Annotated in this window: 23 protein-coding genes; 10 read left to right on the forward strand and 13 right to left on the reverse strand. The window is 65.8% G+C overall.

Translation table 11 applies throughout. The features are described 5' to 3' along the window. Positions 1–13: 13 nt before the first annotated feature. The 3 genes from EOJ32_RS12030 to EOJ32_RS12040 all read right to left on the reverse strand — a co-directional run bounded on the left by EOJ32_RS12030 (position 14) and on the right by EOJ32_RS12040 (position 1,288). Complete coding sequence (locus tag EOJ32_RS12030) at positions 14–469, reverse strand: MarR family winged helix-turn-helix transcriptional regulator (protein ID WP_127899388.1); 456 nt, start codon at positions 467–469, stop codon at positions 14–16. Positions 470–645: 176 nt separating this feature from the next. Beyond that, on the reverse strand, positions 646–948 hold the full coding sequence (locus tag EOJ32_RS12035) for a succinate dehydrogenase assembly factor 2 (RefSeq protein ID WP_045981719.1): 303 nt from the start codon (positions 946–948) through the stop codon (positions 646–648). After that, the gene (locus tag EOJ32_RS12040) at positions 941–1,288 is read right to left on the reverse strand and encodes a helix-turn-helix transcriptional regulator (protein WP_042249702.1); all 348 of its coding nucleotides are present in this window, start codon (positions 1,286–1,288) and stop codon (positions 941–943) included. Before EOJ32_RS12040 ends, EOJ32_RS12035 begins: the two co-directional genes overlap by 8 nt. Positions 1,289–1,369: 81 nt before the next feature. Between EOJ32_RS12040 and EOJ32_RS12045 the strand changes: the two genes are divergently transcribed. Together EOJ32_RS12045 and EOJ32_RS12050 are read left to right on the forward strand one after the other, a co-directional pair. Further along, positions 1,370–2,572: a pyridoxal phosphate-dependent aminotransferase gene (locus EOJ32_RS12045; RefSeq protein WP_127898708.1), complete on the forward strand. Its 1,203-nt coding sequence runs from the start codon at positions 1,370–1,372 to the stop codon at positions 2,570–2,572. A gap of 53 nt (positions 2,573–2,625) precedes the next feature. After that, entirely contained in the window at positions 2,626–3,003 is a 378-nt protein-coding gene (locus EOJ32_RS12050) for a host attachment protein (protein ID WP_127898709.1), read from the forward strand. Between the two features lie 185 nt (positions 3,004–3,188). Here EOJ32_RS12050 and EOJ32_RS12055 read toward each other — a convergent pair whose 3' ends face one another. Continuing rightward, positions 3,189–3,971 (reverse strand): 3-hydroxybutyrate dehydrogenase, encoded by a 783-nt coding sequence (locus EOJ32_RS12055; protein WP_127898710.1) that lies wholly within the window; start codon positions 3,969–3,971, stop codon positions 3,189–3,191. 244 nt (positions 3,972–4,215) lie between these two features. On the opposite strand from EOJ32_RS12055, the gene EOJ32_RS12060 reads away from it, so the two are divergent. Together EOJ32_RS12060 and EOJ32_RS12065 are read left to right on the forward strand one after the other, a co-directional pair. Continuing rightward, complete coding sequence (locus EOJ32_RS12060; RefSeq protein WP_127898711.1) at positions 4,216–6,072, forward strand: extracellular solute-binding protein; 1,857 nt, start codon at positions 4,216–4,218, stop codon at positions 6,070–6,072. A 130-nt stretch (positions 6,073–6,202) separates the two neighbouring features. After that, positions 6,203–6,535, forward strand: a complete 333-nt coding sequence (locus EOJ32_RS12065) for a hypothetical protein (protein ID WP_045981713.1) — start codon at positions 6,203–6,205, stop codon at positions 6,533–6,535. A 15-nt stretch (positions 6,536–6,550) separates the two neighbouring features. Here EOJ32_RS12065 and EOJ32_RS12070 read toward each other — a convergent pair whose 3' ends face one another. Continuing rightward, complete coding sequence (locus EOJ32_RS12070) at positions 6,551–7,708, reverse strand: BCCT family transporter (RefSeq protein WP_127898712.1); 1,158 nt, start codon at positions 7,706–7,708, stop codon at positions 6,551–6,553. Between the two features lie 285 nt (positions 7,709–7,993). Here EOJ32_RS12070 and EOJ32_RS12075 point away from each other — a divergent pair, with 285 nt between their 5' ends. Further along, complete coding sequence (locus EOJ32_RS12075; protein WP_045981711.1) at positions 7,994–8,881, forward strand: cation diffusion facilitator family transporter; 888 nt, start codon at positions 7,994–7,996, stop codon at positions 8,879–8,881. Positions 8,882–8,905: 24 nt separating this feature from the next. On the opposite strand, the gene xth is transcribed toward EOJ32_RS12075, so the two are convergent. Then, positions 8,906–9,691 (reverse strand): exodeoxyribonuclease III, encoded by a 786-nt coding sequence (gene xth / locus EOJ32_RS12080; protein WP_045981710.1) that lies wholly within the window; start codon positions 9,689–9,691, stop codon positions 8,906–8,908. A gap of 58 nt (positions 9,692–9,749) precedes the next feature. Between xth and EOJ32_RS12085 the strand changes: the two genes are divergently transcribed. Next, a complete protein-coding gene (locus EOJ32_RS12085; protein WP_127898713.1) occupies positions 9,750–10,283 on the forward strand; it encodes a hypothetical protein in 534 nt (177 codons plus the stop codon). On the opposite strand, the gene EOJ32_RS12090 is transcribed toward EOJ32_RS12085, so the two are convergent. After that, the gene (locus tag EOJ32_RS12090) at positions 10,280–10,603 is read right to left on the reverse strand and encodes an iron-sulfur cluster assembly accessory protein (protein ID WP_045981709.1); all 324 of its coding nucleotides are present in this window, start codon (positions 10,601–10,603) and stop codon (positions 10,280–10,282) included. The genes EOJ32_RS12085 and EOJ32_RS12090 overlap by 4 nt on opposite strands. Before the next feature lie 74 nt (positions 10,604–10,677). Between EOJ32_RS12090 and EOJ32_RS12095 the strand changes: the two genes are divergently transcribed. Genes EOJ32_RS12095 through EOJ32_RS12105 form a run of 3 tightly spaced genes read left to right on the forward strand, consistent with a single transcriptional unit; the run spans position 10,678 to position 13,183 of the window. Beyond that, the gene (locus tag EOJ32_RS12095; RefSeq protein WP_127898714.1) at positions 10,678–11,844 is read left to right on the forward strand and encodes a deoxyguanosinetriphosphate triphosphohydrolase; all 1,167 of its coding nucleotides are present in this window, start codon (positions 10,678–10,680) and stop codon (positions 11,842–11,844) included. A gap of 59 nt (positions 11,845–11,903) precedes the next feature. Beyond that, positions 11,904–12,326 (forward strand): OsmC family protein, encoded by a 423-nt coding sequence (locus tag EOJ32_RS12100; RefSeq protein WP_045999588.1) that lies wholly within the window; start codon positions 11,904–11,906, stop codon positions 12,324–12,326. Then, a complete protein-coding gene (locus tag EOJ32_RS12105; RefSeq protein WP_127898715.1) occupies positions 12,326–13,183 on the forward strand; it encodes a transglutaminase family protein in 858 nt (285 codons plus the stop codon). The genes EOJ32_RS12100 and EOJ32_RS12105 overlap by 1 nt, the downstream gene beginning before the upstream one ends. Here EOJ32_RS12105 and EOJ32_RS12110 read toward each other — a convergent pair. Beyond that, on the reverse strand, positions 13,180–14,775 hold the full coding sequence (locus tag EOJ32_RS12110; protein ID WP_127898716.1) for a peptide chain release factor 3: 1,596 nt from the start codon (positions 14,773–14,775) through the stop codon (positions 13,180–13,182). The two genes, EOJ32_RS12105 and EOJ32_RS12110, sit on opposite strands and share 4 nt — an antisense overlap. A gap of 160 nt (positions 14,776–14,935) precedes the next feature. Between EOJ32_RS12110 and EOJ32_RS12115 the strand changes: the two genes are divergently transcribed. Next, positions 14,936–16,327, forward strand: coding sequence for a hypothetical protein (locus EOJ32_RS12115; RefSeq protein WP_127898717.1), 1,392 nt, complete (start codon positions 14,936–14,938; stop codon positions 16,325–16,327). 5 nt (positions 16,328–16,332) lie between these two features. On the opposite strand, the gene EOJ32_RS12120 is transcribed toward EOJ32_RS12115, so the two are convergent. From EOJ32_RS12120 to EOJ32_RS12140, 5 genes are all read right to left on the reverse strand, one after another. Continuing rightward, positions 16,333–17,997 (reverse strand): formate--tetrahydrofolate ligase, encoded by a 1,665-nt coding sequence (locus tag EOJ32_RS12120; protein ID WP_127898718.1) that lies wholly within the window; start codon positions 17,995–17,997, stop codon positions 16,333–16,335. Between the two features lie 3 nt (positions 17,998–18,000). Next, complete coding sequence (locus tag EOJ32_RS12125) at positions 18,001–18,426, reverse strand: universal stress protein (protein ID WP_127898719.1); 426 nt, start codon at positions 18,424–18,426, stop codon at positions 18,001–18,003. Further along, positions 18,419–21,223 (reverse strand): TRAP transporter permease, encoded by a 2,805-nt coding sequence (locus tag EOJ32_RS12130; protein ID WP_127898720.1) that lies wholly within the window; start codon positions 21,221–21,223, stop codon positions 18,419–18,421. Before EOJ32_RS12130 ends, EOJ32_RS12125 begins: the two co-directional genes overlap by 8 nt. An 83-nt stretch (positions 21,224–21,306) precedes the next feature. Beyond that, positions 21,307–22,272, reverse strand: a complete 966-nt coding sequence (locus tag EOJ32_RS12135) for a TAXI family TRAP transporter solute-binding subunit (protein ID WP_127898721.1) — start codon at positions 22,270–22,272, stop codon at positions 21,307–21,309. 138 nt (positions 22,273–22,410) lie between these two features. Continuing rightward, entirely contained in the window at positions 22,411–23,001 is a 591-nt protein-coding gene (locus tag EOJ32_RS12140; protein ID WP_127898722.1) for a uracil-DNA glycosylase family protein, read from the reverse strand. Between the last annotated feature and the right edge of the window lie 6 nt (positions 23,002–23,007).

Here is a 23,007-nt window from a genome sequence, read left to right on the forward strand (position 1 = left end):
GGCCGGGTTCAATTCAATAGATATAGCGGATCTGCTCGGTCCAGAACCGCTCGATGCGGCGGCATTGCAGGTTCACCTGATCCAGCGGCGGATCCTCCAGCACGCCCGACATGGCCAGCCCTTCGGCGTGGCGGATGAACAGGCGCTGCACCAGGTCGCGCACCGCCTGGCCTTCGGCCGTCAGGCGCACCCGGACCGAGCGTCTGTCCATGTCGCAGCGTTCGTGATGGACATAACCCATCGCGACCAGCTTCTTCAGGTTGTAGCTGACGTTCGATCCCTGATACATGCCGCGCGACCGCAGCTCTCCGGCAGAGACCTCGGCCTCGCCCAGATTGTACAGGATCATGGCCTGGACCGGGGTCAGGTCACCCCGGTGCAGGCGTTCGAATTCGTCCTTGACCAGATCCAGCATCAGCCGGTGCATCCGCTCCAGCAGCTGCAGGGATTCCAGATAGGCGTCGGTCATGTCCGACAGGGGCACGTCCAGGGCCGTGGGATCGACTGTCGGATGCTGTTCGCGGGGTGCAGGTGCAAGCATGGCTTCGGGATGTCCTGTCCTGTTCGTCATGACCTCTCAATGACAGAGAAAAGACAATCTTCGGTTAATTGCCGCCTCTTCCTGCGCCAGGAATGCCGAAATTTTTAGCGATCGGCCGCAATGCGGGTCGCGGCATGTCGCGCGATCCGATCCAGCATCGGGGTCAGCATCTGCGGTGCCTCGCGGGTGGGACCGTCGCCGATCCGCGCGGTGACCCACAGGTACAGATCCTGATCGTTCTCGGCCAGCATGCGTTCGTACAGGTCCAGATCGGGGCCGGACAGCCCGGACAGGCAATCATCGGCGAAGCGGCCCAGAATCAGGTCCATCTCCTTCATGCCGCGCCGCCAGCTGCGCATGTGCAGACGTTTCAGGCGGTTCTCGGGGGTTTCCAGCGTATCAGCCATGCGACAGTGCTTCCTCCAGACGGTCCACGCGGGCGGCGGCCTCGGCCAGCAGGCGGCGCAGATCGGCCAGCTCGGCACGCAGAGCCGCCCCCGCGCTTGCGTCTTGCGGTCCCGCGCCCTGCCCCGTCAACAGCCAAACCGGCGAGACGCCGGTGACCGTGGCGATCCGTCCCATCAGGCTGGCCGTCGGTTCGGCCTGATCGACCTCCCACCCCTCCAGCGTCTCGGGGCGCAGGCCAAGCGCATCGGCCATGGCGGCAATGTCCAGGCCCGCGCCTTCGCGCGCGGCAGTCAGGCGGTCGCCAAGGGTCGCCACCGGTTCGGCATAGCTGTCGATCATGTCTCTCGTCCTTGTGAGGGCGTGCGGCGCAGCGTATGCCATGCGGGCCGACAGTTCAAACCGACAGCAGCAAGGTGTCTCATGGCGTTCATCTCGGACCGGCTGGCCCGCATCAAACCCTCGCCCACCATCGCGATGACCACCCGCGCGGCGGACCTGCGCACACAGGGACGCGACATCATCAGCCTGTCCGCCGGAGAGCCCGATTTCGACACCCCGGAAAACGTCCGAGACGCGGCAAAGGCCGCGATCGACGCAGGCCACACCCGCTATACCGCCGTGGACGGCACGCCGTCCCTGAAACGCGCCATCGCCGACAAGTTCGCGCGTGAGAACGGGCTGGACTATGCGCCTGCCCAGATCACTGTCGGCACCGGCGGCAAGCAGATCCTCTACAATGCGCTGATGGCCACGCTGGACGACGGCGACGAGGTGATCGTGCCGGCACCCTATTGGGTCAGCTATCCCGACATGGTTCTGCTGGCGGGCGGCACGCCGGTCGTCGTGGAATGCGACCAGGCATCCGGGTTCCGCCTGACCCCCGACGCGCTGGAGGCCGCGATCACCCCGCGGGCCAAGTGGCTGATCCTCAACTCGCCCTCGAACCCGTCGGGCGCGGGCTATGACCGGGCGCAGATGGCGGCGCTGTGCGATGTGCTGCTGCGTCACCCGCAGGTCTGGGTGCTGGCCGACGACATCTATGAGCACCTGGTCTTCGACGGCTTCGAGTTCTGCACCCCCGCACAGGTCGAACCCCGGCTGAAGGACCGCGTCCTGACCATGAACGGGGTCAGCAAGTCCTATGCCATGACCGGCTGGCGGATCGGCTATGGGGCGGGCCCCGAGGCGCTGATCAAGGCGATGGCCAAGCTGCAGTCGCAATCGACGTCGAACCCCTGCTCGATCAGCCAGTACGCCGCAGAGGCCGCGCTGACCGGGCCGCAGGATTACATCACCGACAGCCGCGCGGTGTTCCAGCGGCGGCGCGACCTGGTCGTGGCCGGGCTGAACGCCTGTCCGGGGCTGGACTGCCCGGTGCCGCAGGGGGCGTTCTACGTCTATCCGTCGATCGCCGGGCTGATCGGCCTGACCAGCGCCGGCGGCACCCCGATCGACAGCGACGAAGCCTTTGCGAACGCGCTTCTGGACGAAACCGGGGTCGCGGTCGTCTTCGGTGCGGCATTCGGCCTGTCGCCGCATTTCCGCATTTCCTACGCCACCAGCGACGCCGTGCTTCAGGACGCGATGGCACGCATCCGCCGCTTTTGCGAAGGCTGCAACTGACCGGTCCCGGCTTGCGTTGAACCCGTGAAAGCGAACGCAAGAAGGAGCTGACCATGCTGCCCCACAATGCCTTGGTCGTCGTTGCCGACGGCCACTCTGCCACCCTGTTCCGCAACACGGCCAAATCCGGGCTGGAGCTGTCGGAAACGACCAAGGTGACGCAGGAGAGCCTGTCGGGCGACGGAGCGCAGATCGACGAAGGGTCGCCCCGGGATGACGAGGAGGCGACCTTTGCGGCCCAGCTGTCGCGTCACCTGAACGCAATGGTGCTGAAAAACAAGTTCGAGGATATCGCGATCATCGCAGACCCTTCGACCTTGGGCGTCATGCGCAAGCACTATCACAAGGAACTGCAGCTTCGCCTGCGCAAGGAAGTCGCCAAGACGCTGACGAATTCCGACATCCAGACCATCCAGAGCAGCCTGTCCTGAAGACCCCGGACAGACAAAGGGCGTCCCGCATCACGGGGCGCCCTTACGCATCAAAAGATGCCCAGAACGTACAAGATCACGATCACAACGACCGGAACCCCCAGAAACCACGCCACAAGACCCTTCATCACCATCTCCTCACATTGTGTTGATATGGAACGGCAAAGGACGCAGAGCGGTTCCCGTCACAGGGCGGTCCAGCCCCCGTCAACGCTGATCGTGGTCCCGGTGATCTGGGCCGCGGCGTCGCTGCACAGGAAGACCGCCGTGTCGCCCAGCTGGTCGGTCGTCGCGAATTCCTTGGACGGCTGGCGTTCCAACAGGACCTTTTTAATCACCTCGTCCCGGCCCATGCCGTATTTCTCCATCGTGTCCGGGATCTGGCTTTCCACCAGCGGCGTCAGCACATAGCCCGGACAGATGGCGTTGGCGGTGATCGCCTCGCGCGCGGTCTCCAGGCCCGTCACTTTGGTCAGCCCGACGATGCCGTGCTTGGCTGCGACATAGGCCGACTTGTAGGGACTGGCCGTCAGTCCGTGGGCCGAGGCGATGTTGATCACCCTGCCCCATCCCGCCGCACGCATCAGCGGCAGGGCCGCCGCGGTGGTGTGGAAGGCGGACGACAGGTTGATCGCGATGATCGCGTCCCATTTCGCGGCCGGGAAATCGGGGATCGCCGCGACATGCTGGATGCCGGCATTGTTGACCAGGATATCGCAGGCGCCGGCCTTTTCGATCAGCGCACGGCAGTCGTCGCCCTTGGACATGTCGGCCCGGATATAACGGACCTTGACCCCGTGTTCGCCGGACATGCCTTCGGCCAGCGCGTGATCCTCGTCCGTGTCGCTGAAGCTGTTCAGGACCACGTCCGCGCCGGCGCGCGCCAGCCTGTGGGCCACGCCCAGCCCGATGCCAGAGTTGGATCCGGTGACGACGGCGGTCTTGCCCTTGAGGAATTTCTCGAACATCGGCTGCTCCTTGACGGCCCCGAAAGGCGGTTTGCAGGCGCAGCATGGGCAAAAAAAAACGCCCGCACAAGGCGGGCGCAAGTTATGAGGCAGGTTTCATACAGGCAAGAAACCTATCGAGCAGTGCCCTATTTATACGCGAGGAACCGCGCGAGTCCAACAGCGATCTTGCCACCTTGGTTGACGCCCCCCGGTCAAGCCTGTTGATAATGCGGCCAAACAAGAAACGACCGGGCGGCAGGCAATGCGAATCTTCGAAAACCTTAATAAATCCGCGATCAGGGGAGCTGCCCTGGGTCTGCTGACCCTGACGGGCGGTGTTGCATCTATGCCGCTGGCAACCCTTGCCGAACCTGTCCATGGCATTGCAATCTATGGAGAACCTGCCCTGCAACAGGGCTTTGCACATTTGCCCTATGCCAACCCGGAGGCGCCCAAGGGCGGTACGATTCGGCTGGCGGAGCCGGGCGGGTTCGACAGTCTGAAACCTTGGGTGCTGAAGGGCAATGCCGCATGGGGCGTGGGCGTCCACGTGACGGAGTCCCTGATGATGCGGTCGATCGACGAACCGTTCACCCTTTACGGCCTGCTGGCAGAGACGATCGAGGTCGCGCCCGATCGGCACTGGGTCGAGTTCACCCTGCGCGAGGAGGCGCGGTTTTCCGACGGCAGCCCGGTCACCGTCGACGACGTGATCTGGTCCTATGAGACGCTTGGGACGCAGGGCCATCCCCGCTATCTGGCGGCCTGGTCGCGCGTCGACAGGATCGAGGCCACGGGCCCCCGCAGCGTGCGCCTGACCTTCACCGAACCCGACCGAGAACTGCCCCTGCTGATGGGGTTGCGTCCGATCCTGAAGAAGGCCCAGTGGGAGGGGCAGGATTTCGCCGCCTCCTCGCTCGAGGCGCCGATCGGCAGCGGCGCCTATGTCGTCGATCAGGTCGAGCCGGGGCGGTCGATCAGCTTTCGCCGCAATCCCGACTATTGGGGCCGCGATCTGCCCCTGATGGCGGGGGTGAACAATTTCGACGTCATCCGCTATGACTATTTCGCCGATGCCAACGCGATGTTCGAGGCGTTCAAGGCCGGTGCCGTCACCGTCTGGCGCGAACTGTCGGCGCAGAAATGGGCCAGCGAATACGGCTTTCCGCTGATGACGGACGGACGCGCGGTCCAGGCAGAGATCCCGAACGAACGCCCGTCGGGCATCGTCGGCCTGGTCATGAACACGCGCAACCCGGCCTTCGCCGATTGGCGCGTGCGGCAGGCGCTGATCGAGATGTTCAACTTCCGCTTCATCAACCAGACCCTGAACGGCGGTGCCGATCCCCGGATCACGTCCTATTTCTCGAACTCGGTCCTGGCGATGCAGGACGGGCCCGCGACGGGGCGCGTGGCGGAACTGCTGGCGCCCTTCGCGGCCGACCTGCCGCCCGGCACGCTGGACGGCTATACCCTGCCCGAAGGATCGGACCGCGCGATGGACCGCGCCGGTGTCCGCCGCGCGATGGCGCTGATGGCCGAGGCCGGCTGGACGGTTCAGGACGGACAGCTGAAGAACGCGCAGGGCCAGCCCTTCGCCTTCGAGATCCTGCTGAACCAGAACGGCACCGCGATGCGCAGCGGGTCCGAGGTTCAGCAGATCGTGAACATCTATGTCGAGGCGCTGCGTCCCCTGGGGATCACCCCGCGCATCACCCTGCTGGATTCCGCGCAGTACATCGAACGCACGAACAACTATCAGTTCGACATGACATGGTACGAACGCGGCCTGTCGCTGTCGCCGGGCAGCGAACAGCGCCTGTACTGGGGCCGCGACGGCGTATCCACGCCCGGCAGCCGCAACTGGATGGGCATCGACAGCCCCGCGGCCGAGGCGATGATCGACGCCATGACGGCCGCCGACACGGCCGAGGATTTCACCGCCGCGGTCCGGGCGCTGGACCGCGTGCTGACGGCGGGGCGCTATGTGATCCCGGTCAGCTTTTCGCCGATCTCGCGGCTGGCCCATGCCGCGGATCTGAAATACCCAGAGGAAATACCCATGTACGGGGACTGGCCGGGCTTTTTGCCCGAAGTCTGGTGGCAGGAGACGAACTGATGCGAATGTTTTGGGTTACTGTAGCGGCTTGCACGATGCTGGCCGGTTGCAACACCGTCGCCGGTGTCGGCGAGGACATTACAGGGACGGCGCGCTGGTTCCAGGGCAGCCTTCCGACAGGAGGTTATTGATGAAGTGGCACCATGTTCAGGAAAACTGGGCGGCCTTCTATGAGGCGATCATCGACAAGTGGCCCGAGGCCGAGGACACCGAGTTGGACGAGATCGACGGCGACCAGCGCGCCTTCATCGCCTATCTGGTCGAGGTGACCGGCCAGGAGCCCGCCGAGATCCGCGAGGAGCTGCGCGAATGGCTGGTCGGAGAGATCCCGTCGGACGTCGTGATGGACCCCGTCCATGACAACCACTCGATCGCGCTGTCGTCCAAGTTCGTCAACGAGGGCGAGGACGAGTTCTCGGACGATTCGCGCTTTGGCGACGATGACAGCGACAAGGACGACTGAGAGGACGTCCGCCCCCTATCCCGCGGCGGGGCGGCCGATGCCGCCCAGCTTGCCCATGTGCCGCGCCAGCAGCACATAGATCACCCCATACAGCGCCGCGACGATCAGGCCGACCCACTGGATCTCGAATGGGGTGAAGACATAGGCGCCGACCAGACCCAGCTGCAGCAGGAAATGCAGCGGATAATAGCGCCGGTCCCCCAACGTCTCACGCGACCAGTTCAGGTTCGTCGAATACAGCCGGATCAGGCTGTCCAGAGAGTTCACGACGAAGACCACACCGACAGCGATCATGAACCAGTTCAGCCAGCCGGGGATCACGATCCCGCCCTGGTGATAGACGAACAGCACGCTGAACCACAGCCCCAGGGGGATCGCCGGCAGGGCCACCATCGCCAATGCCAGCTGCCAGACCCTCAGCCCACCGACGAAGCGCGCGACGAACTGGCCGATCATGATCGACCACGCGAACCACCAGAACAGATAGAATTCATGGTAATCCGAAATGGGCGTGGCAAAGCGCGGCAGATGCGCGAAGTACCCGCCCAGCAGGCCGACGCTGTCGAAGAAATCGCCCAGACCCACGCGGCTGTAGACAAAGGCGATCATCGCCAGTGCGGTGAAGGCCAGCATGCCAAACCCATAGCTGGAGATGATGGCCAGCCACTTCATCACCGCCATGTTGCCGCTGGACAGGACGGCGGTGGCGATCACCACCACGACCAGCGCCCAGACCGCGCCCTGCGGCAGGTCCGGGGCATAGGTCGGCAGGTTTGACATGAACAGATAGCAGGTGAACGAGCAGGTCGCGATGACCGTCAGGTTGTAGACCCACTTGACCGCCGGGATCTGGAACAGCTGCAGGCTCGGCTCCAGCGCGATGAAATAGAAGGTGGCCACGAAATACATCAGCCAGACCAGCGGCCCCCACATGCCGAATTCCACGGCCAGCGCGTTGGTGAACCCGAAGGCGGGGTCCTCCTCATAGATCGGGAACTCCGCAAGGGGCAGCATGACCAGGCCCATGTCCAGTCCGGCGGTGAACAGCAGGGCGATCAGGGTGAACAGGCCGACGGGCTCTTCGCCCTGCAGCCGCAGGCGGGGCCAGCGGATCAGGACGAACAGCGCGCAGGCCAACACGCTGAGATAGGCGACGGTGATGATTGGCGTCATGGGCGCAATCCTCCTTAGACAGATGAACGATCAGAGACACAGTGCAGCCGGGCATGTGGCCCGCTGCGTGCGTATGATCGCAGCCAAGCGGCCGCATGTTTCTTTGATACTCTAAGGATGCTTTATATTGAGTGACGGGTCAATCAACAAATGCAATGCGTGTCTATCCGGCACCCGAACGCCTATTGTGCGCAAATGGCTGCAACCGTGGCTTGAGATTTCACAAAGCATCTGCGACATGCTGCGCCTCATACCCATCCCGTCCATGGCCAAGGGGACGATCTGATGTCCAGCAGCCTGAAAATCGCCGTCGGCAGCATCTTTGTCGGCTTGATCGTGCTTGGGCTGAAGACCCTGGCCTGGTACCTGACCGGGTCAGTGGCGCTGCTGTCGGACGCGCTGGAAAGCATTGTGAACGTGGCGACCGCGGTCGCGGCGCTGGTCGCGATCTCGGTGGCGCAACGACCGGCGGATCAGTCGCATCCCTATGGCCATCACAAGGCCGAATTCCTCAGCGCCGTGCTGGAAGGGGTGCTGATCATCGTGGCAGCCCTGCTGATCCTGCGCGAGGCGTGGCACGCCTTCCAGAACCCGCGCGAAATCCAAGCCGTCGGCATGGGCATGGCCATCAACGCCAGCGCGGGCGTGCTGAACGCGATCTGGTGCAGCATCCTGATCCGTCAGGGGCGGCGGCTGCGCTCTCCGGCGCTGGTCGCGGACGGCAAGCACCTGCTGACGGACGTGGTGTCGTCGGGGGGCGTCCTGCTGGGCGTGGGGCTGGCGGTGGCGACCGGCTGGTCAATCCTGGACCCGGCGCTGGCGATGCTGGTGGGGGTGAACATCCTGTGGTCGGGATGGAAGGTCATGGCGTCGTCCGTCTCCGGCCTGCTGGACGAGGCCGTGCCCGAAAAGACGCTGGTGACCATCCGCGACATCATCTCGGACAAGGCCAGCGGCGCGCTGGAGGCGCATGACCTGCGCACGCGTCATGCGGGCGCCGTCACCTTCATCGACTTTCACCTGGTCGTGGACGGCCAGACCACCGTGTCCGACGCCCATGACATCTGCGACCGGGTCGAGGCCAGCCTGAAGGCCAAGCTGCCCGACGCCCAGATCACCATCCATGTCGAACCGGAACACAAGGCCAAGCATTCCGGCGTTCTGGTGATCTGACCCGCCGCCGGGCGCCGCCTGCCGTCAGGCGGCCAGGCGCACCCAGACCGGGACGTGGTCGCTTGGCTTTTCACCGGCCCGCGCATCGCGGTCGACGCCCGTTTCGATCATCAGGTCGGCCGCCTGGGGCGACAGCAGCAGATGGTCGATGCGGATGCCGTTGTCACGCTCCCACGCGCTGCCCTGATAGTCCCAGAAGGTGAACGGCCCGCGCGTGGCCCAGGGGTCGCGGATGCGCACCGCATCGGTCCAGCCCTGGTTCACGATGGCACGGAACGCCGCCCGGCTTTGCGGCAGGAACAGCGCATCCTCGGTCCAGCGGTCGGGATGGGCGGCGTCGCGCGGCTCGGGAATGATGTTGTAGTCGCCCAGCATCACCACCGGCAACTCCGACGCCAGCAATTCCGCCGCGCGCAGGCGCAGGCGTTCCATCCATGCCAGCTTGTAGTCGTATTTCGGCCCCGGTGCGGGGTTGCCGTTGGGTAGGTACAGCCCGGCGATGCGTACCGCATGGGTGCCGACCACGGTCGCCTCGATATAGCGGGCCTGCTCATCGGCATCGTCGCCGGGCAGGCCGCGGGTCACGTCCTCCAGCGGCAGCCGCGACAGGATCGCCACGCCGTTGAAGCCCTTCTGGCCGTGGGTTTCCACCTGCCATCCCAGGTCCTGGAAATGCTCGCGCGGGAACCCCTCGTCCACGGACTTGATTTCCTGCAGCACGACCAGATCGGCATCGGTCGAGGCCAGCCAGTCGGTCAGGGCCTGCACGCGGGCCTTGACGCCATTGATGTTGAAGCTTGCGATTTTCATGGGCGGCATCTTTAGCGCCGCCTGCGCGTTTGGCAACACGAACCGGAAAGGGGCCGCGATGATCCGACTGCTGATCCTGCTGATGGTCCTGCCCGTGGCGGCCGCCGCGCGCCCGGTCACCGGGCTGTTGGAAAAGGCCAGCCCCCTGCCCGCGACGATCCCCCTGCAGGTCCGCGCCCCGGCCGACATGGATCACGCGATCATTCTGACGGATGACCAAGGCACGCCCGTCATCAGCGGCTATCTGCGCGGCGGCGCGGTCCTGCGGCTGCTGGTGCCGCCGGGAGATCACCGCCTGACGGTGGCCAGCGGGCCCGCGCAGGACTGGCAGGGTCTGCCCGACATGTTCGGCGTGCCTGCCATCGCGTTGCCGCAGCCCTTGCCCTTTTTCATCGATGGCACGCGGCGCGAGGGGCAATCCATCATGCTGTCGAAAGACGGTGACGGCCTGCGGATCACCGACCGGCAGAACCGTGTCATTTGTCAGAACGCCGGATGGGACAGCACGCGCATCGTCAAGACGCTGCCCTCGGGGACGCAGTTCCGTTATGTCGAACAGCGGCTGGACCCGCGCAGCATCCCCTGCGACTAGATCGAGAAGCTGGTCCCGCAGCCGCAGCTTGCCGTGGCGTTCGGGTTTTCGATCACGAAGCGCGCACCGATCAGCTCGTCGGTGAAATCGATGACCGCCCCCGCCAGATAGGGCAGTGACACCGGATCGACGACGACCTTCTGTCCCGATTTCTCCAGGATCAGATCGTCGGTCTCGGGCGCGTCCAGGCGGATGTCGTACTGGAACCCGGAACATCCCCCGCCCAGCACCGCGATGCGCAGCGGTACCGGGTCCTTGCCCGCATTGATCTGGGACAGGCGGTCAAAGGCGCGGTCGGTCACTTTGGGCGGCAGGTTCATGGGGCGTTCCCGTTTTCGTCTGGTCGCATCAAATATAGGGTCCGCCGGGTGAACCCGCAAGGAAGGCTGACCCCGTGACCGCACTCGCGCCCTATGCCTGCCATCCGCAAGACAGCCGCGGGCGATTGCAGGACGAAAGTCTGTCCACCTTCCGGTCACCCTGGCAACGCGACCGCGATCGCATCATCCATTCCAGCGCCTTCCGCCGGCTGAAACACAAGACCCAGGTCTTTGTCGAACATGATGGCGAAGGCTATCGCGGCGATTATTTCCGCACCCGCCTGACCCACACGATCGAGGTCGCGCAGGTCGCGCGCACCATCGCCGGGGCGCTGCACCTGAACACCGACCTGGCCGAGACCGTGGCCCTGGCCCATGACCTGGGCCACCCGCCCTTCGGTCATACCGGAGAGGACGCGCTGTCCGCGCTGATGGCGCCCTATGGCGGCTTCGACCACAACGCGCAGGCGCTGCGCATCGTCACCAAGCTGGAACGCCACTATGCCGATTTCGACGGGCTGAACCTGACCTGGGAGAGCCTGGAAGGCATCGCAAAGCACAACGGCCCGGTGACCGGGCCCCTGCCCTATGCCCTAGCCGAGGTGAACGCGCTGTGGGATCTGGAACTGCACACCAATGCCAGCGCCGAGGCGCAGGTGGCGGCGGTGGCCGACGACGTGGCCTACAATCACCACGACCTGCATGACGGGCTGCGCGCGGGCCTGTTCACCGAGGACGATCTGGCGGAACTGCCCGTGATCGGCCCGGCCTTTGCCGAGGTCGACCGTCTGTATCCCGGCCTGGACCCCACGCGGCGCCGCTACGAGGCGCTGCGCCGCGTCTTCGGCGTCATGGTCGAGGATGTGATCGCCGTTGCCCAGAACCGGCTTGCCGGGCTGCAGCCGCGATCGGCGGACGACATCCGCGCGATGGACGGGGCGATCATCCGCTTTTCCAAGCCGCTGTACCAGAACATCAAGGCGATCAAGTCCTTCCTGTTCCAGCGCATGTATCGCGCGCCCTCGGTCGTCGTCGAACGCACCCGTGTCACGCAGATGCTGAACGACCTGTTTCCGCTGTACCTAGATCATCCCGACCGCCTGCCCGACCAGTGGCGCGACGCGGCCATGCGTCTGAACGATCCGACCGAACGCGCGCGTCTTGTGCTGGATTACGTCGCAGGGATGACCGACCGCTATGCGATTGCGGAACATCAACGCCTGATTCAGCCACAGTCCTGAACCTTGGATGGTGTTGCCGCGTTGGGCGGGCAACACTGACCAAGAAAAGGATGGATCACATGATTACCCGCACCGGATCGGCTGAATGGACTGGCGGCCTGAAAGAGGGCAAGGGCCAGGTCTCGACCAAGTCGGGCGCGCTGTCGGCGCAGCCCTACGGCTTCAACACCCGCTTCGAGGACAAGCCCGGCACCAACCCCGAGGAACTGATTGGCGCCGCGCATGCATCGTGCTTCTCGATGGCGCTGGCGATGATGCTGGAGCAGGAAGGCATCTCGGGCGTGTCGATCAAGACCAAGTCCGACATCTCAATGGACAAGGAAGGCGACGGTTTCGCCGTCAAGAAGGCCCACCTGACCACGACCATCACCGCTGATGCGGATCAGGCGAAGATCCTCGAAGTCGCCGAAAAGGCCAAGGAAGGCTGCCCGATCAGCAAGCTGCTGAATGCCGAAATCACGATGGACGCATCGGTTTCCTGATGCGCGTCCGGGTCGGTCACGAGTTCCGTATCAAGGTCGAGCAGCCGACCCCCCTCATCTGCCTTGTCGCCCCCGAGGCGGCACGGCACGACGATTTCACAGCCCCCGAACAGGTCACGACCGTTCCTCATGTCGACGTGCATGAGTACCGCGACCTGTTCGGAAACATCTGCCGCCGCATGGTCGCCCCTGTGGGCGAATTTGTCCTTCGTGGCGATGTGACCCTGAATGACGACGAAATGTGGGACGATGTCGATTTCGCGGCCCAAGAGACGCGGGTCGAGGATCTGCCCGATGATGCGCTGATCTACCTGATGGCGTCCCGCTATGTCGAAAGCGACGTCCTGTCCCAACAGGCTTGGGACCTGTTCGGTCATCTGCAGCCGGGCTGGGGCCGTGTCCAAGCAGTGCTGGACCACGGTCACAAGGTGCTGACATTCGATTACGGCACGGCGTCGGTGTTTCGGACCGCGCATGATGCCAGCAAGGGCGGCATGGCCGTCTGCCGCGATTTCGCGCACTTGGCGCTGGCCTATCTGCGGGCGCTGAACATCCCGGCCCGCTATGTGAACGGCTATGTCGGCGATATCGGCGTGCCCAAGGTCGACGCGCCGATGGATTTCGCCGCCTGGATCGAGGTCTACCTATCTGGCCGCTGGTGGACGTTCGACCCGCGCAACAACGGACGCCGCCTTGGCCGCGTCGCCGTCGCACGGGGTCGCGATGCGGCCGATGTGGCGATGCTGGCCAGCTTTGGCGCGCATCAGTTGTTGGACTTCACCGTCTGGTGCCACCCGGTCGACGAGACCGGGCAGGAGTTGGACGGCATGGCCTTCGGTCAGGAGACGCGGCGCTAGACCATCATCTCCTTGGTCGCGGTCAGCCTCAGGTCCGGGTGATCGCGACCGATCCGGTCGATGTCCCATTGCAGGCGGGTCAGATAGACCAGATCGCCGTCATGGTCATGGGCCAGATGCGCCTTGTTCGTTTCGGAGAAGGCATCGACCACTGATTTGGCGCCACTGACCCAACGGGCGCTGGTGAACTGGCTACCCTCGAACCGCACCGGGATGCCGTATTCCAGCTCGATCCGGCTGGCCAGCACCTCGAATTGCAGCGCGCCCACGACGCCCACAATGAAGCCCGATCCGATCGCGGGCTTGAAGACCTTGGCGGCCCCCTCCTCGGCGAACTGCATCAGCGCCTTTTCCAGATGCTTGGCCTTCATCGGGTCCGTCGCGCGCACCGTCTGCAGCAGCTCGGGCGCGAATGACGGAATGCCCGTGAAACGCAACGTCTCTCCCTCGGTCAGGGCGTCGCCGATGCGCAGCTGGCCATGGTTCGGAATGCCGATGATGTCGCCGGCCCAGGCCTCCTCGGCCAGTTCGCGGTCGGCGGCCAAGAACAGCACCGGGTTCGACACCGCCATCGGTTTCTTCGTGCGGACGTGGACCATCTTCATGCCACGTTCGAAATGTCCCGATGCCAGCCGAACGAAAGCCACGCGGTCGCGGTGCTTGGGATCCATGTTGGCCTGAACCTTGAACACGAAGCCCGTCACGGTGTTCTCGTCCGGGGAAATCTCGCGCTCGGCGCTGTTCTGGGGCTGCGGCGGCGGGCCATAGGTGCTGATGCCCTGCATCAACTCCTGCACGCCAAAGCTGTTGATCGCGCTGCCGAACCAAATGGGCGTCATATGCCCCTCCAGGAACGACCGCTGGTCGAAGGTCGGCAGCAACTCGCGGGCCATCTCGACCTCCTCGCGCAGCTTGGCCAGCAGATCGGCGGGAACGTGATCGGCCAGCCGCGGGTCGTCCAGCCCCCTCATCGAGATCGACTGCGCCACCTTGTTGCGGTCGGCCCGGTCCATCAGCTCCAGCCGGTCGCCCAGCATGTCATAGCAGCCGATGAACTCTCGCCCCACGCCGATCGGCCAGGATGCCGGCGCCACGTCGATGGCCAGGTTTTCCTGGATCTCGTCGATGATCTCGAACGTGTCGCGGGATTCGCGGTCCATCTTGTTGCAGAAGGTCAGGATCGGCAGATCGCGCAGGCGGCAGACCTCGAACAGCTTGCGGGTCTGCGATTCGACGCCCTTGGCCCCGTCGATGACCATGATCGCCGCATCCACCGCGGTCAGCGTGCGATAGGTATCCTCGGAAAAGTCGCTGTGGCCCGGCGTATCCACCAGGTTGAAGCGATGTCCGTCAAAATCGAACGACATCGCCGACGCGGACACCGAGATGCCGCGATCCTGCTCCATCTTCATGAAATCCGACCGCGTGCGCCGCGCCTCGCCCTTTGCGCGCACCTGCCCGGCCATCTGGATGGCGCCACCGTACAGCAGGAACTTCTCTGTCAGCGTTGTCTTGCCGGCATCGGGATGCGAGATGATCGCAAAGGTCCGGCGGCGGGCGATTTCGGGTGGAAGCTGGGGGCGGTTTGTCATGCCGCCGCTTTATCCTGCGCGCGCGTCCGACGCAATTCCCGGCATCATGCCGCCAATGGCACGAATTGTCTGCATCCGGTTCTTGAACCCGCGCGTCCTTGTCGCATGATCAACCGCGAAACGGACGAGGGCGCAGATGGACGGATCATGGGACCAATTGATGCGGCTGCTGTCCAACCGCGGCCTTGAATGGCTGCGCCAGCGCATCATGGCCCTGCCCGATCCCTGCCCGCTGGATCATCCCGACATCGGCGCGCTGGCGCTGGTGGGACAGGTCGCGCCGGTGCTGTCGGGCCTGCGCGGGCGCATCTCGCCGATCGAGGTGATCGTGCTGCGTCGCCTGACGCCCGATCTGGTTCGCCAGGGCGCCTTGCGCGTTCTTGACGGCGCGCGGGACGATGCGCTGGTCCGCCTGACGCTGGCGGGCGGTCTGGTCGCCCAGATGGACCCCCTGTGGCAGCTGGCCTGCGAGGCGCTGGCCGACGACCCCGCCCTGCCCCTGCCGCACAGGTTGGCGCTGTCCGACGAGCCCGTCCTGCTGGCAGAGGCCGAGGCCGTGCTGACCACGCCCCCGACCTCGATCACCCCCGATCACGTGGCACAGGTGGCGCAGCTGCTGATGCAGCTTTATCATCATGGCGCGCGGCGTCCCCGCCTGTCCCACCCGCGCGCCTATACGCTGATCTTCGACCACCTGAGAATGCTGGCAACCTGGGCACAGGGCGCGGGATGCACGGGGTCGGTTGCCCGGATCGCGTTCTGCCTGCGGCTGCTGGACGACGACCACCCGGTGGCGGACATGCTTTCCGACCTGATCCAAGTCCAGCGGCCCGACGGATCATTTCCCGTCAGGCTGGGTTTTGCCACCGCGGACCAGACATTCGCGGATGCGGTCCAGCCGACGGTCCATGTGGCGATGGCGCTGCACATGGCGGCGTGGAAACGCTGGCGCGGTCCCGCGCCCGTCTGGCTGCAGCCCCATCCCGTCCAGACCACCGCCCGCCAGCTGGCCGACCGGATCGCCGCGATGGACATCCCCAAGGCGCAGGCCCTGCACGCGGCAACCAGCCTGACCCGCGCGACCGGAGAGAACTGGTTCGCCCGCCTGTCCCCCTCGCGCCAGGCGATGCCCGATGACCTGACCCGATTGGGGCGCATCTGCTTTCGCGACGCGGTCGCGGCCCGGCATCTGCGCGCATGGCTTGGCCTGACGCGTCACGGTGACCGCCCATCCGGCCTGGACGGACCCGAGGCCGCATGGCTGACCGGGCGCATCGTGGCCATCGCGACCCCCCTGCCGGATGCCGTGATGCGGCTGTGGGACCGCGCCGCGCTGGCCGGTGACGTCGCGGCCTTCACCGACTGCGCCCGCATCGCGCAGCATCACGCAGACGGCCCGGCCAGCCCCGCGGTCCGCGCCATGACCCGCCGCCTGTGCGTAGAGGCGCTGACGCAGGATGCGCCCCTGCCCCGGATGCTGGACAGCCTGGATCGCCTGACCCTGCTGTCCCGCCTGTTCGAACCGGAAGCCAAGGAAGTGGCCGCCGCCTGATCGGGTCAGAACAACCCCTCGACCTGTCCCAGATCGTCCAGCCGGATGACCTCGGCTGCAGGATGGCGCGGCAGGCCCGGCATGGTCATGATCTGCCCGCAGATCGCCACGACAAAGCCCGCGCCCGCGTTAAGCCGCACCTCTCGCACCGGGATGACATGCCCGGTGGGCGCGCCGCGCAGGTCCGGATCGGTCGAAAAGCTGTACTGCGTCTTGGCGATGCAGACCGGCATATGCCCATGGCCCGCCGCCTGCCAGGCGGCCAGTTGATCCAGGACGCCGGGACCGGGTTCGACCTGCGCGGCGCGGTGGATATGGGTGCAGACCGTCTGGATCTTGTCCCACAGCGGCATCGCGTCGGGGTAAAGCGGCGCGAATGCCGCAGGCTGTTCCGCCAGGGCGACGACCGCGCGGGCCAGATCCTCGGCACCGGCGCCACCCATGGCCCAGTGCCGCGCCAGGATGGCCTGCACCCCCTGTTCGGCGCAGTAGTCCTGCAGGGCCGCGATCTCGGCCGGGGTGTCGCCATCGAAATGGTTCAACGCCACGACGACCGGCAGGCCAAAGCTGCGGATGTTCTCGATGTGCCGGCCCAGATTGGCGCAGCCCGCGGTGACCGCCGCGACGTCTTCCGCCGCCAGATCGGCCTTGGCCACGCCGCCGTTCATCTTCAGCGCCCGCACCGTGGCCACCAGCACGACGGCCGCCGGCGCAAGCCCCGCAAGGCGGCACTTGATGTTCAGGAACTTCTCGGCCCCCAGATCGGCGCCGAAGCCCGCTTCGGTCACCACGTAATCGGACAGGCGCAGGGCGGCGCGGGTCGCAATGACGCTGTTGCAGCCATGGGCGATATTGGCGAAGGGGCCGCCATGAACCAGCGCCGGGTTGTTCTCCAGCGTCTGGACCAGGTTCGGCTGCAACGCGTCCTTCAGAAGGACGGTCATCGCGCCGTCCGCCTGCAGATCGCGGGCGGTGACGGGTTGGCGGTCGCGGGTATAGCCCACGACGATCCGGCCAAGCCGATCCTGCAGATCGGGCAGATCGCGGGACAGGCACAGGATCGCCATCACCTCGGACGCGACGGTGATGTCGAAACCGGTCTGGCGCGAAAACCCGTTCGCCGGACCGCCCAGCCCCACGACCACATCACGCAGCGCGCGGTCGTTCATGTCCATGACCCGCCGCCAGGTGATGCGGCGCGTGTCCAGGTCAAGCGCATTGCCCCAGTGGATGTGGTTGTCGATCATCGCGGCCAGCAGATTGTGGGCCGAGGTGATGGCATGGAAATCGCCGGTGAAGTGAAGGTTCATCTCCTCCATCGGCACGATCTGCGCGCGCCCGCCCCCGGCCGCCCCGCCCTTCATGCCGAAGTTCGGGCCCAGGCTGGCCTCGCGGATGCAGATGGTGGCACGGTGGCCGATCCGGTTCAGCGCATCGCCCAGACCCACGGTCGTGGTGGTCTTGCCCTCTCCCGCAGGGGTCGGGTTGATGGCGGTGACCAGGATCAGGCGTCCTTCGGGCCCGCTTAGACCGGCCAGCGCGTCATGGGTGATCTTGGCCTTGTCATGGCCATAGGGCAAAATCTGGTCGGGGGTCAGACCAAGACGGGCGGCGATGTCGTTGATCGGCCGCTTGGTCGCGGCGCGCGCGATCTGAAGGTCGGTCTTCATGTCCTAGCGCACCACCATGACCGAGACCGGCGAATGGCGCACGACGGCGTTGGCATCGCGGCTGACCAGGATGCTGCGCAGCTCGTCCGGCTTGTCGCTGGCCATCACGATCAGGTCCGCCTTGTGCCGGGCCGCGGCCTTGAGGATCGTCTCGGCCACATGCCCGTGGCCGACATGCACCTGCACGCGCGACTGGTCGGGGAAATGCTGGCTGGCGAAATCGTCCAGCGCGCCCTTCATCTTCTGCAGGGCCTTCTGTTCGTACCCCTTGGGCAGGAAGGTCGCCACCATCGAGCTGCCGAAATCATGCACGATCCCCAGCAGGTGGATCACGCCCTGGTCCCCCGCCAGCCGCATCGCGGCCGGCAGGGCCTTTTCCCAGCTTTCGGGATGCTGAAGGTCGATCGGCAGCAGCACGACGTCATGCATGGCGCGGTCCTTTCACGGGTTGGGGGCGCGTCTCGCGCCGACGCTGCGACCAGATCACCAGCCCCATCAGCAGGAAGGCCGGGATATAGATCCAGTACCGCGACGGCGCCGCCGCCGGGGCGTTCACGGCAAGCACGGTTTGATCCCAGTCCAGCCCCGCCGCCTGCGCCGGGCTGTCGAACGCCACGTTATCGATCAGCGTGCGATCACCGTCCTGGATCAGGGTGATGCCCGCGGCCTCCAGCCGTTCCTCTCCGGTGGCGCCTTCGGGGACGGGCAGCAGGGCCGTGAACTCGACAGGGTTGCCGATGTCGTTCAGCCCGGCGATGCGCAGGCGCAGGCCGTCGCCGACCTCGCTGTCCTCCAGCGCCTGGACCAGTTCCGCGCCCGAACGCTCCTCGAACGGCGGGAAGACGTAGCCCCAGAAGAAGCCGGGTCGGAAGATGGTAAAGGCGATCACCAGCAGCAAGACCGTCTCCCACAGCTTGCTGCGGACCAGGAACCAGCCCTGGGTCGCGGCCGCGAACAGCAGCATCGCGATGGTCGCCGTGATGAAGACGAAGATCCCCTGCCCCCAGCCCACGTCGATCAGCAGCAGATCGGTGTTGAAGATGAACAGGAACGGCAGGACCGCCGTGCGCATGCTGTAGCCGAAGGCGACGACCCCGGTCTTGATCGGATCGCCTCCCGACACGGCGGCCGCGGCAAAGGATGCAAGGCCCACGGGCGGGGTCACGTCGGCCATGATGCCGAAATAGAACACGAACAGGTGCACCGCGATCAGCGGCACGATCAGCCCGTTCTGCTGACCAAGCGTCACGATGACCGGCGCCAGCAGCGCCGAGACGACGATATAGTTCGCCGTCGTGGGCAGACCCATCCCCAGGATCAGCGACAGGACCGCGGTCAGGCCAAGGATGGCCAGCAGATGGCCGCCCGACAGGACCTCGACCACTTCGGCCAGGGCCGATCCGACGCCGGTCTGACTGACCGCGCCCACGATGATGCCCGCGGTCGCCGTGGCGATGCCGATGCCGATCATGTTGCGTGCGCCAGAGATAAGCCCGTCCACCAGATCGTCGAACCCGGCCCGCAATGCGCGCCCGGTGCGGGCGTTTCCGGTGCGGTCGGACCCGCGCAGCAGCACCATCAGCGGTCGCTGCGTCAGCAGGATGAAGATCATGTAGGCGGTGGCCCAGAAGGCCGACAGGCCCGGCGACAGGCGGTCGACCATCAGCGCCCAGACCAGCACGACCACCGGCAGGATGAAGTGCAGACCCGACCGGACCGTCGGCCCCGGCAGCGGCAGTTCCGTCACCGGCGCGTTGGGATCGTCGATCTGCAGCGGCTCCTCGCGCGACGCGACCCACAGCAGGCCGACATAGGCCGCCGTCAGGACGGCAAACACCACGTAGGGGGCGGCCGCACCGAATGCGGGCCGGATCCAGCCCATCAGGTAATAGACCGCCAGCGACAGCGCGCAGATGCCCGCGATCAGGAAGGCCGCGAACATCAGCCGGCGCAGCAGCGGCGGCGGCGTATAGGCACGTGGCAGGCCCTGCATCCCGGCCTTCATGGCCTCGAGATGCACGATGTAGACCAGTGCGATATAGCTGATCGTGGCGGGCAGGAAGGCGTGCTTGACCACGTCGAAATAGGGAATGCCCACATATTCGACCATCAGGAAGGCCGCGGCGCCCATGACGGGCGGCATGATCTGGCCGTTGACCGACGACGCGGTCTCGACCGCCCCGGCCTTTTCGCTGGAAAAGCCCACCTTCTTCATCAGCGGAATGGTGAAGGTGCCCGTGGTGACCACGTTGGCGATGGACGAGCCCGAGATCAGGCCGGTCATGGCGCTGCTGACGACGGCGGCCTTGGCAGGCCCGCCGCGCAGGTGGCCCATCAGCGAAAAGGCGACCTGGATGAAATAGTTGCCCGCGCCCGCCTTGTCCAACAGCGCGCCGAACAGCACGAACAGGAACACGAAGCTGGTCGACACGCCAAGGGCGATGCCGAACACGCCTTCGGTCGTGACCCACTGGTGGTTGGCGACCTCGGCCAGCGAATTGCCGCGATGCGCGATGATCGACGGCATGTAGGGGCCCAGGAAGGTATAGGCCAGGAACACCGTAGCCACGATCATCAGGGCCGGTCCAAGGCTGCGGCGCGTGGCCTCCAGCAGCAGCAGGATGCCCACGACCGCCACGATCAGGTCCGTGGTGATCGGCGCGCCGACCCGGCGGCCAAGCGCGTCGCTGTTGATAAAGACGTACATGGTGACGACCACGCCGGCCAGCGCCAGCAACCATTCCCATGGCGGAACGCGGGTCTTGGGGCTGCCCAGCAGCACGGCCGCGACGACGCCCGCCCCGGCCAGTGCCAGCCACCACAGCGGCATCGCGGCGGGCGCGCCATAAATGAACAGCCCGGACAGGATCACCGGAACCGACACACCAAGGGCCAGCTGGAAAGGCGACTTCTCAGCGGGATAGGCCATGAAAGCCAGAAACAGCGCGAAGGCCAGATGGACCGCGCGGGCATCCGTGGCGCTGATGATGGCAAAGTTCAGCATGAAGGGCAGCGGCGAGGCGATCCACAGCTGGAACAGCGACCAGCACAGGGCCACCCCCAGGATCAGCTTGCCCACGAAACCCGGCGGAGTGCGCGCGCCCGTGTCCGACGAGGCGACCAGTTCGTCCAGTTCCTCCTGGGTCAGGGCGCCGTGGCCCGACGCCTGCATCTCGACCGCGCTGGCCTGCTGCTGGCGTTCCCTGGTCTTGTCGTCGTCGCTCATCACGGCACCCCCTGCGATGCATCTTGTTATTCGTTGGTCATGATGAAGGGCGGCCCGATGGGGCCGCCCCGGCCAGGCCTGGATTACTGGATCCAGCCCTGTTCGCGATAGTAGCGCTCGGCACCGGGGTGCAGGGGCGCGCTGTTGCCGTCGGCGATCATTTCTTCGGGGGTCAGCGAGGCGAAGGCCGGGTGCAGACCCTTGAAGCGATCGAAGTTGTCGAAGACCGCCTTGACGACCTGGTACACCGTCTCGTCCGGGATCGCGGCCGAGGTCACGAAGGTCGCCTTGACGCCGAAGGTCTCGGTGTCGTCGTCGTTGCCGGCATACATACCGCCAGGGATCACGACCTTGGAGTAGAACGGATTGTCCGCGATCAGCTTGTCGATCGCCTCGCCGGACACGTCGACCAGGGTCGCGTCCACGGTCGAGGTTGCCTCCTGGATCGAACCGTTGGGATGGCCCACGGTATAGCTGATGGCATCGACCTGGTTGTCGCCCAGGGCAGCCGACTGTTCGGCGGGGCGCAGTTCCGACGACAGCGCAAAGTCGTCCATGCTCATGCCCATGGCCTCCAGGACGACCTCGAACGTGCCGCGCGATCCGGAACCGGGGTTGCCCACGTTGACGCGCTTGCCTGCCAGGTCGGTAAAGGTCTCGACGCCGCTGTCGGCGCGGGCAACGACGGTGAAGGGCTCGGGGTGGACGGCGAACACGGCGCGCAGGTCGGTGAAGGCATCGCCCTCATAGTCCGAGCTGCCGTTATAGGCGTGGAACTGCCAGTCGGACTGGGCCACGCCCATCGTCATGCCGCCGGACCGGATCTGGTTGATGTTGTCGATGGATCCACCGGTCTCGGGCGCGGTGCAGCGCAGGCCGGTGGTCGCCGTGTCGCGGTTCACCAAGCGGCAGATCGACTGACCCACGACGTAATAGACGCCCGTCTGGCCGCCAGTGCCGATGGTGATGAACTGTTCTTCCTGCGCCATCAGCGGCGTGGCACCCAGTGCCATGGCGGTGCTCAGCAGGATCGGTTTCAATTTACCCATGTCGGCGTCTCCCTAACGATGATTGGCGGGAAGGCATGACAGGCGCGTTCCCGCTGGATGGTCTTATCGTCACGGATGCGTGTGCGAAACACAAGCCCGCACGGCCACAAAGCGTCCTGGGCGTGGACCTGGCCTTGATCAGCCCAGCAGGGTCGCCACGCGGTCCCGCAGCACGGGCAGCAGGTCGGTCGCGAACCACGGATTGGCGCGCAGCCATCCGGTGTTGCGCCAGCTGGGATGGGGCAGCGGAAACACCGCCGGCGCATGGGTGCGCCAGTCCCGGACGGTCTGCGTCACGTTGCGCGCGCCCAGATGCCACCGCATCGCGTGCCCGCCGACCAGCAGGGTCAGCTGCGGGTTCAGCTGGTCCATCACCTGCCGCCGCCACGTCGCCGCGCAGATGGGCGGGGGCGGCAGGTCCGACCCCTTGGCGTCGTAACCCGGAAAGCAGAAGGCCATCGGCACGATCGAGATCCGGTCGCGGTCATAGAAGGTGTCCGGCTCCACCCCCATCCAGTCGCGCAGCCTGTCGCCGGAACGGTCGGTGAAGGGCCGCCCGCTGTCATGGACCCGCGCCCCCGGCGCCTGCCCCACGATCAGGATCCGCGTTCCCGGCCGGAACCAGACCACCGGTCGGGGCGCATGGCGCGTGGCGGTCACGGCAAAGCGGTCCGCGCACAGCCTGCAGGCACGGATACGGTCGGCCAGCGGGGCGTCGTGATCATACATGCGTCG

This window comes from Paracoccus sp. Arc7-R13 (assembly GCF_004010775.1).
Taxonomy (GTDB): domain Bacteria; phylum Pseudomonadota; class Alphaproteobacteria; order Rhodobacterales; family Rhodobacteraceae; genus Paracoccus; species Paracoccus marcusii.

Bases quoted from the DNA above. Each gene is read 5' to 3' on its own strand.
- EOJ32_RS12110 (WP_127898716.1), bottom strand. From the start codon at position 14,775: ATGACAAACCGCCCCCAGCTTCCACCCGAAATCGCCCGCCGCCGGACC.
- EOJ32_RS12115 (WP_127898717.1), top strand. From the start codon at position 14,936: ATGCGGCTGCTGTCCAACCGCGGCCTTGAATGGCTGCGCCAGCGCATC.
- EOJ32_RS12060 (WP_127898711.1), top strand. From the start codon at position 4,216: ATGCGAATCTTCGAAAACCTTAATAAATCCGCGATCAGGGGAGCTGCC.
- EOJ32_RS12105 (WP_127898715.1), top strand. From the start codon at position 12,326: ATGCGCGTCCGGGTCGGTCACGAGTTCCGTATCAAGGTCGAGCAGCCG.
- EOJ32_RS12030 (WP_127899388.1), bottom strand. From the start codon at position 469: ATGACCGACGCCTATCTGGAATCCCTGCAGCTGCTGGAGCGGATGCAC.
- EOJ32_RS12085 (WP_127898713.1), top strand. From the start codon at position 9,750: ATGATCCGACTGCTGATCCTGCTGATGGTCCTGCCCGTGGCGGCCGCC.
- EOJ32_RS12065 (WP_045981713.1), top strand. From the start codon at position 6,203: ATGAAGTGGCACCATGTTCAGGAAAACTGGGCGGCCTTCTATGAGGCG.
- EOJ32_RS12035 (WP_045981719.1), bottom strand. From the start codon at position 948: ATGGCTGATACGCTGGAAACCCCCGAGAACCGCCTGAAACGTCTGCAC.
- EOJ32_RS12120 (WP_127898718.1), bottom strand. From the start codon at position 17,997: ATGAAGACCGACCTTCAGATCGCGCGCGCCGCGACCAAGCGGCCGATC.
- EOJ32_RS12135 (WP_127898721.1), bottom strand. From the start codon at position 22,272: ATGGGTAAATTGAAACCGATCCTGCTGAGCACCGCCATGGCACTGGGT.
- EOJ32_RS12075 (WP_045981711.1), top strand. From the start codon at position 7,994: ATGTCCAGCAGCCTGAAAATCGCCGTCGGCAGCATCTTTGTCGGCTTG.
- EOJ32_RS12125 (WP_127898719.1), bottom strand. From the start codon at position 18,426: ATGCATGACGTCGTGCTGCTGCCGATCGACCTTCAGCATCCCGAAAGC.
- EOJ32_RS12130 (WP_127898720.1), bottom strand. From the start codon at position 21,223: ATGAGCGACGACGACAAGACCAGGGAACGCCAGCAGCAGGCCAGCGCG.
- EOJ32_RS12055 (WP_127898710.1), bottom strand. From the start codon at position 3,971: ATGTTCGAGAAATTCCTCAAGGGCAAGACCGCCGTCGTCACCGGATCC.
- EOJ32_RS12050 (WP_127898709.1), top strand. From the start codon at position 2,626: ATGCTGCCCCACAATGCCTTGGTCGTCGTTGCCGACGGCCACTCTGCC.
- EOJ32_RS12100 (WP_045999588.1), top strand. From the start codon at position 11,904: ATGATTACCCGCACCGGATCGGCTGAATGGACTGGCGGCCTGAAAGAG.
- EOJ32_RS12040 (WP_042249702.1), bottom strand. From the start codon at position 1,288: ATGATCGACAGCTATGCCGAACCGGTGGCGACCCTTGGCGACCGCCTG.
- EOJ32_RS12045 (WP_127898708.1), top strand. From the start codon at position 1,370: ATGGCGTTCATCTCGGACCGGCTGGCCCGCATCAAACCCTCGCCCACC.
- EOJ32_RS12090 (WP_045981709.1), bottom strand. From the start codon at position 10,603: ATGAACCTGCCGCCCAAAGTGACCGACCGCGCCTTTGACCGCCTGTCC.
- EOJ32_RS12140 (WP_127898722.1), bottom strand. From the start codon at position 23,001: ATGTATGATCACGACGCCCCGCTGGCCGACCGTATCCGTGCCTGCAGG.
- xth (WP_045981710.1), bottom strand. From the start codon at position 9,691: ATGAAAATCGCAAGCTTCAACATCAATGGCGTCAAGGCCCGCGTGCAG.
- EOJ32_RS12070 (WP_127898712.1), bottom strand. From the start codon at position 7,708: ATGACGCCAATCATCACCGTCGCCTATCTCAGCGTGTTGGCCTGCGCG.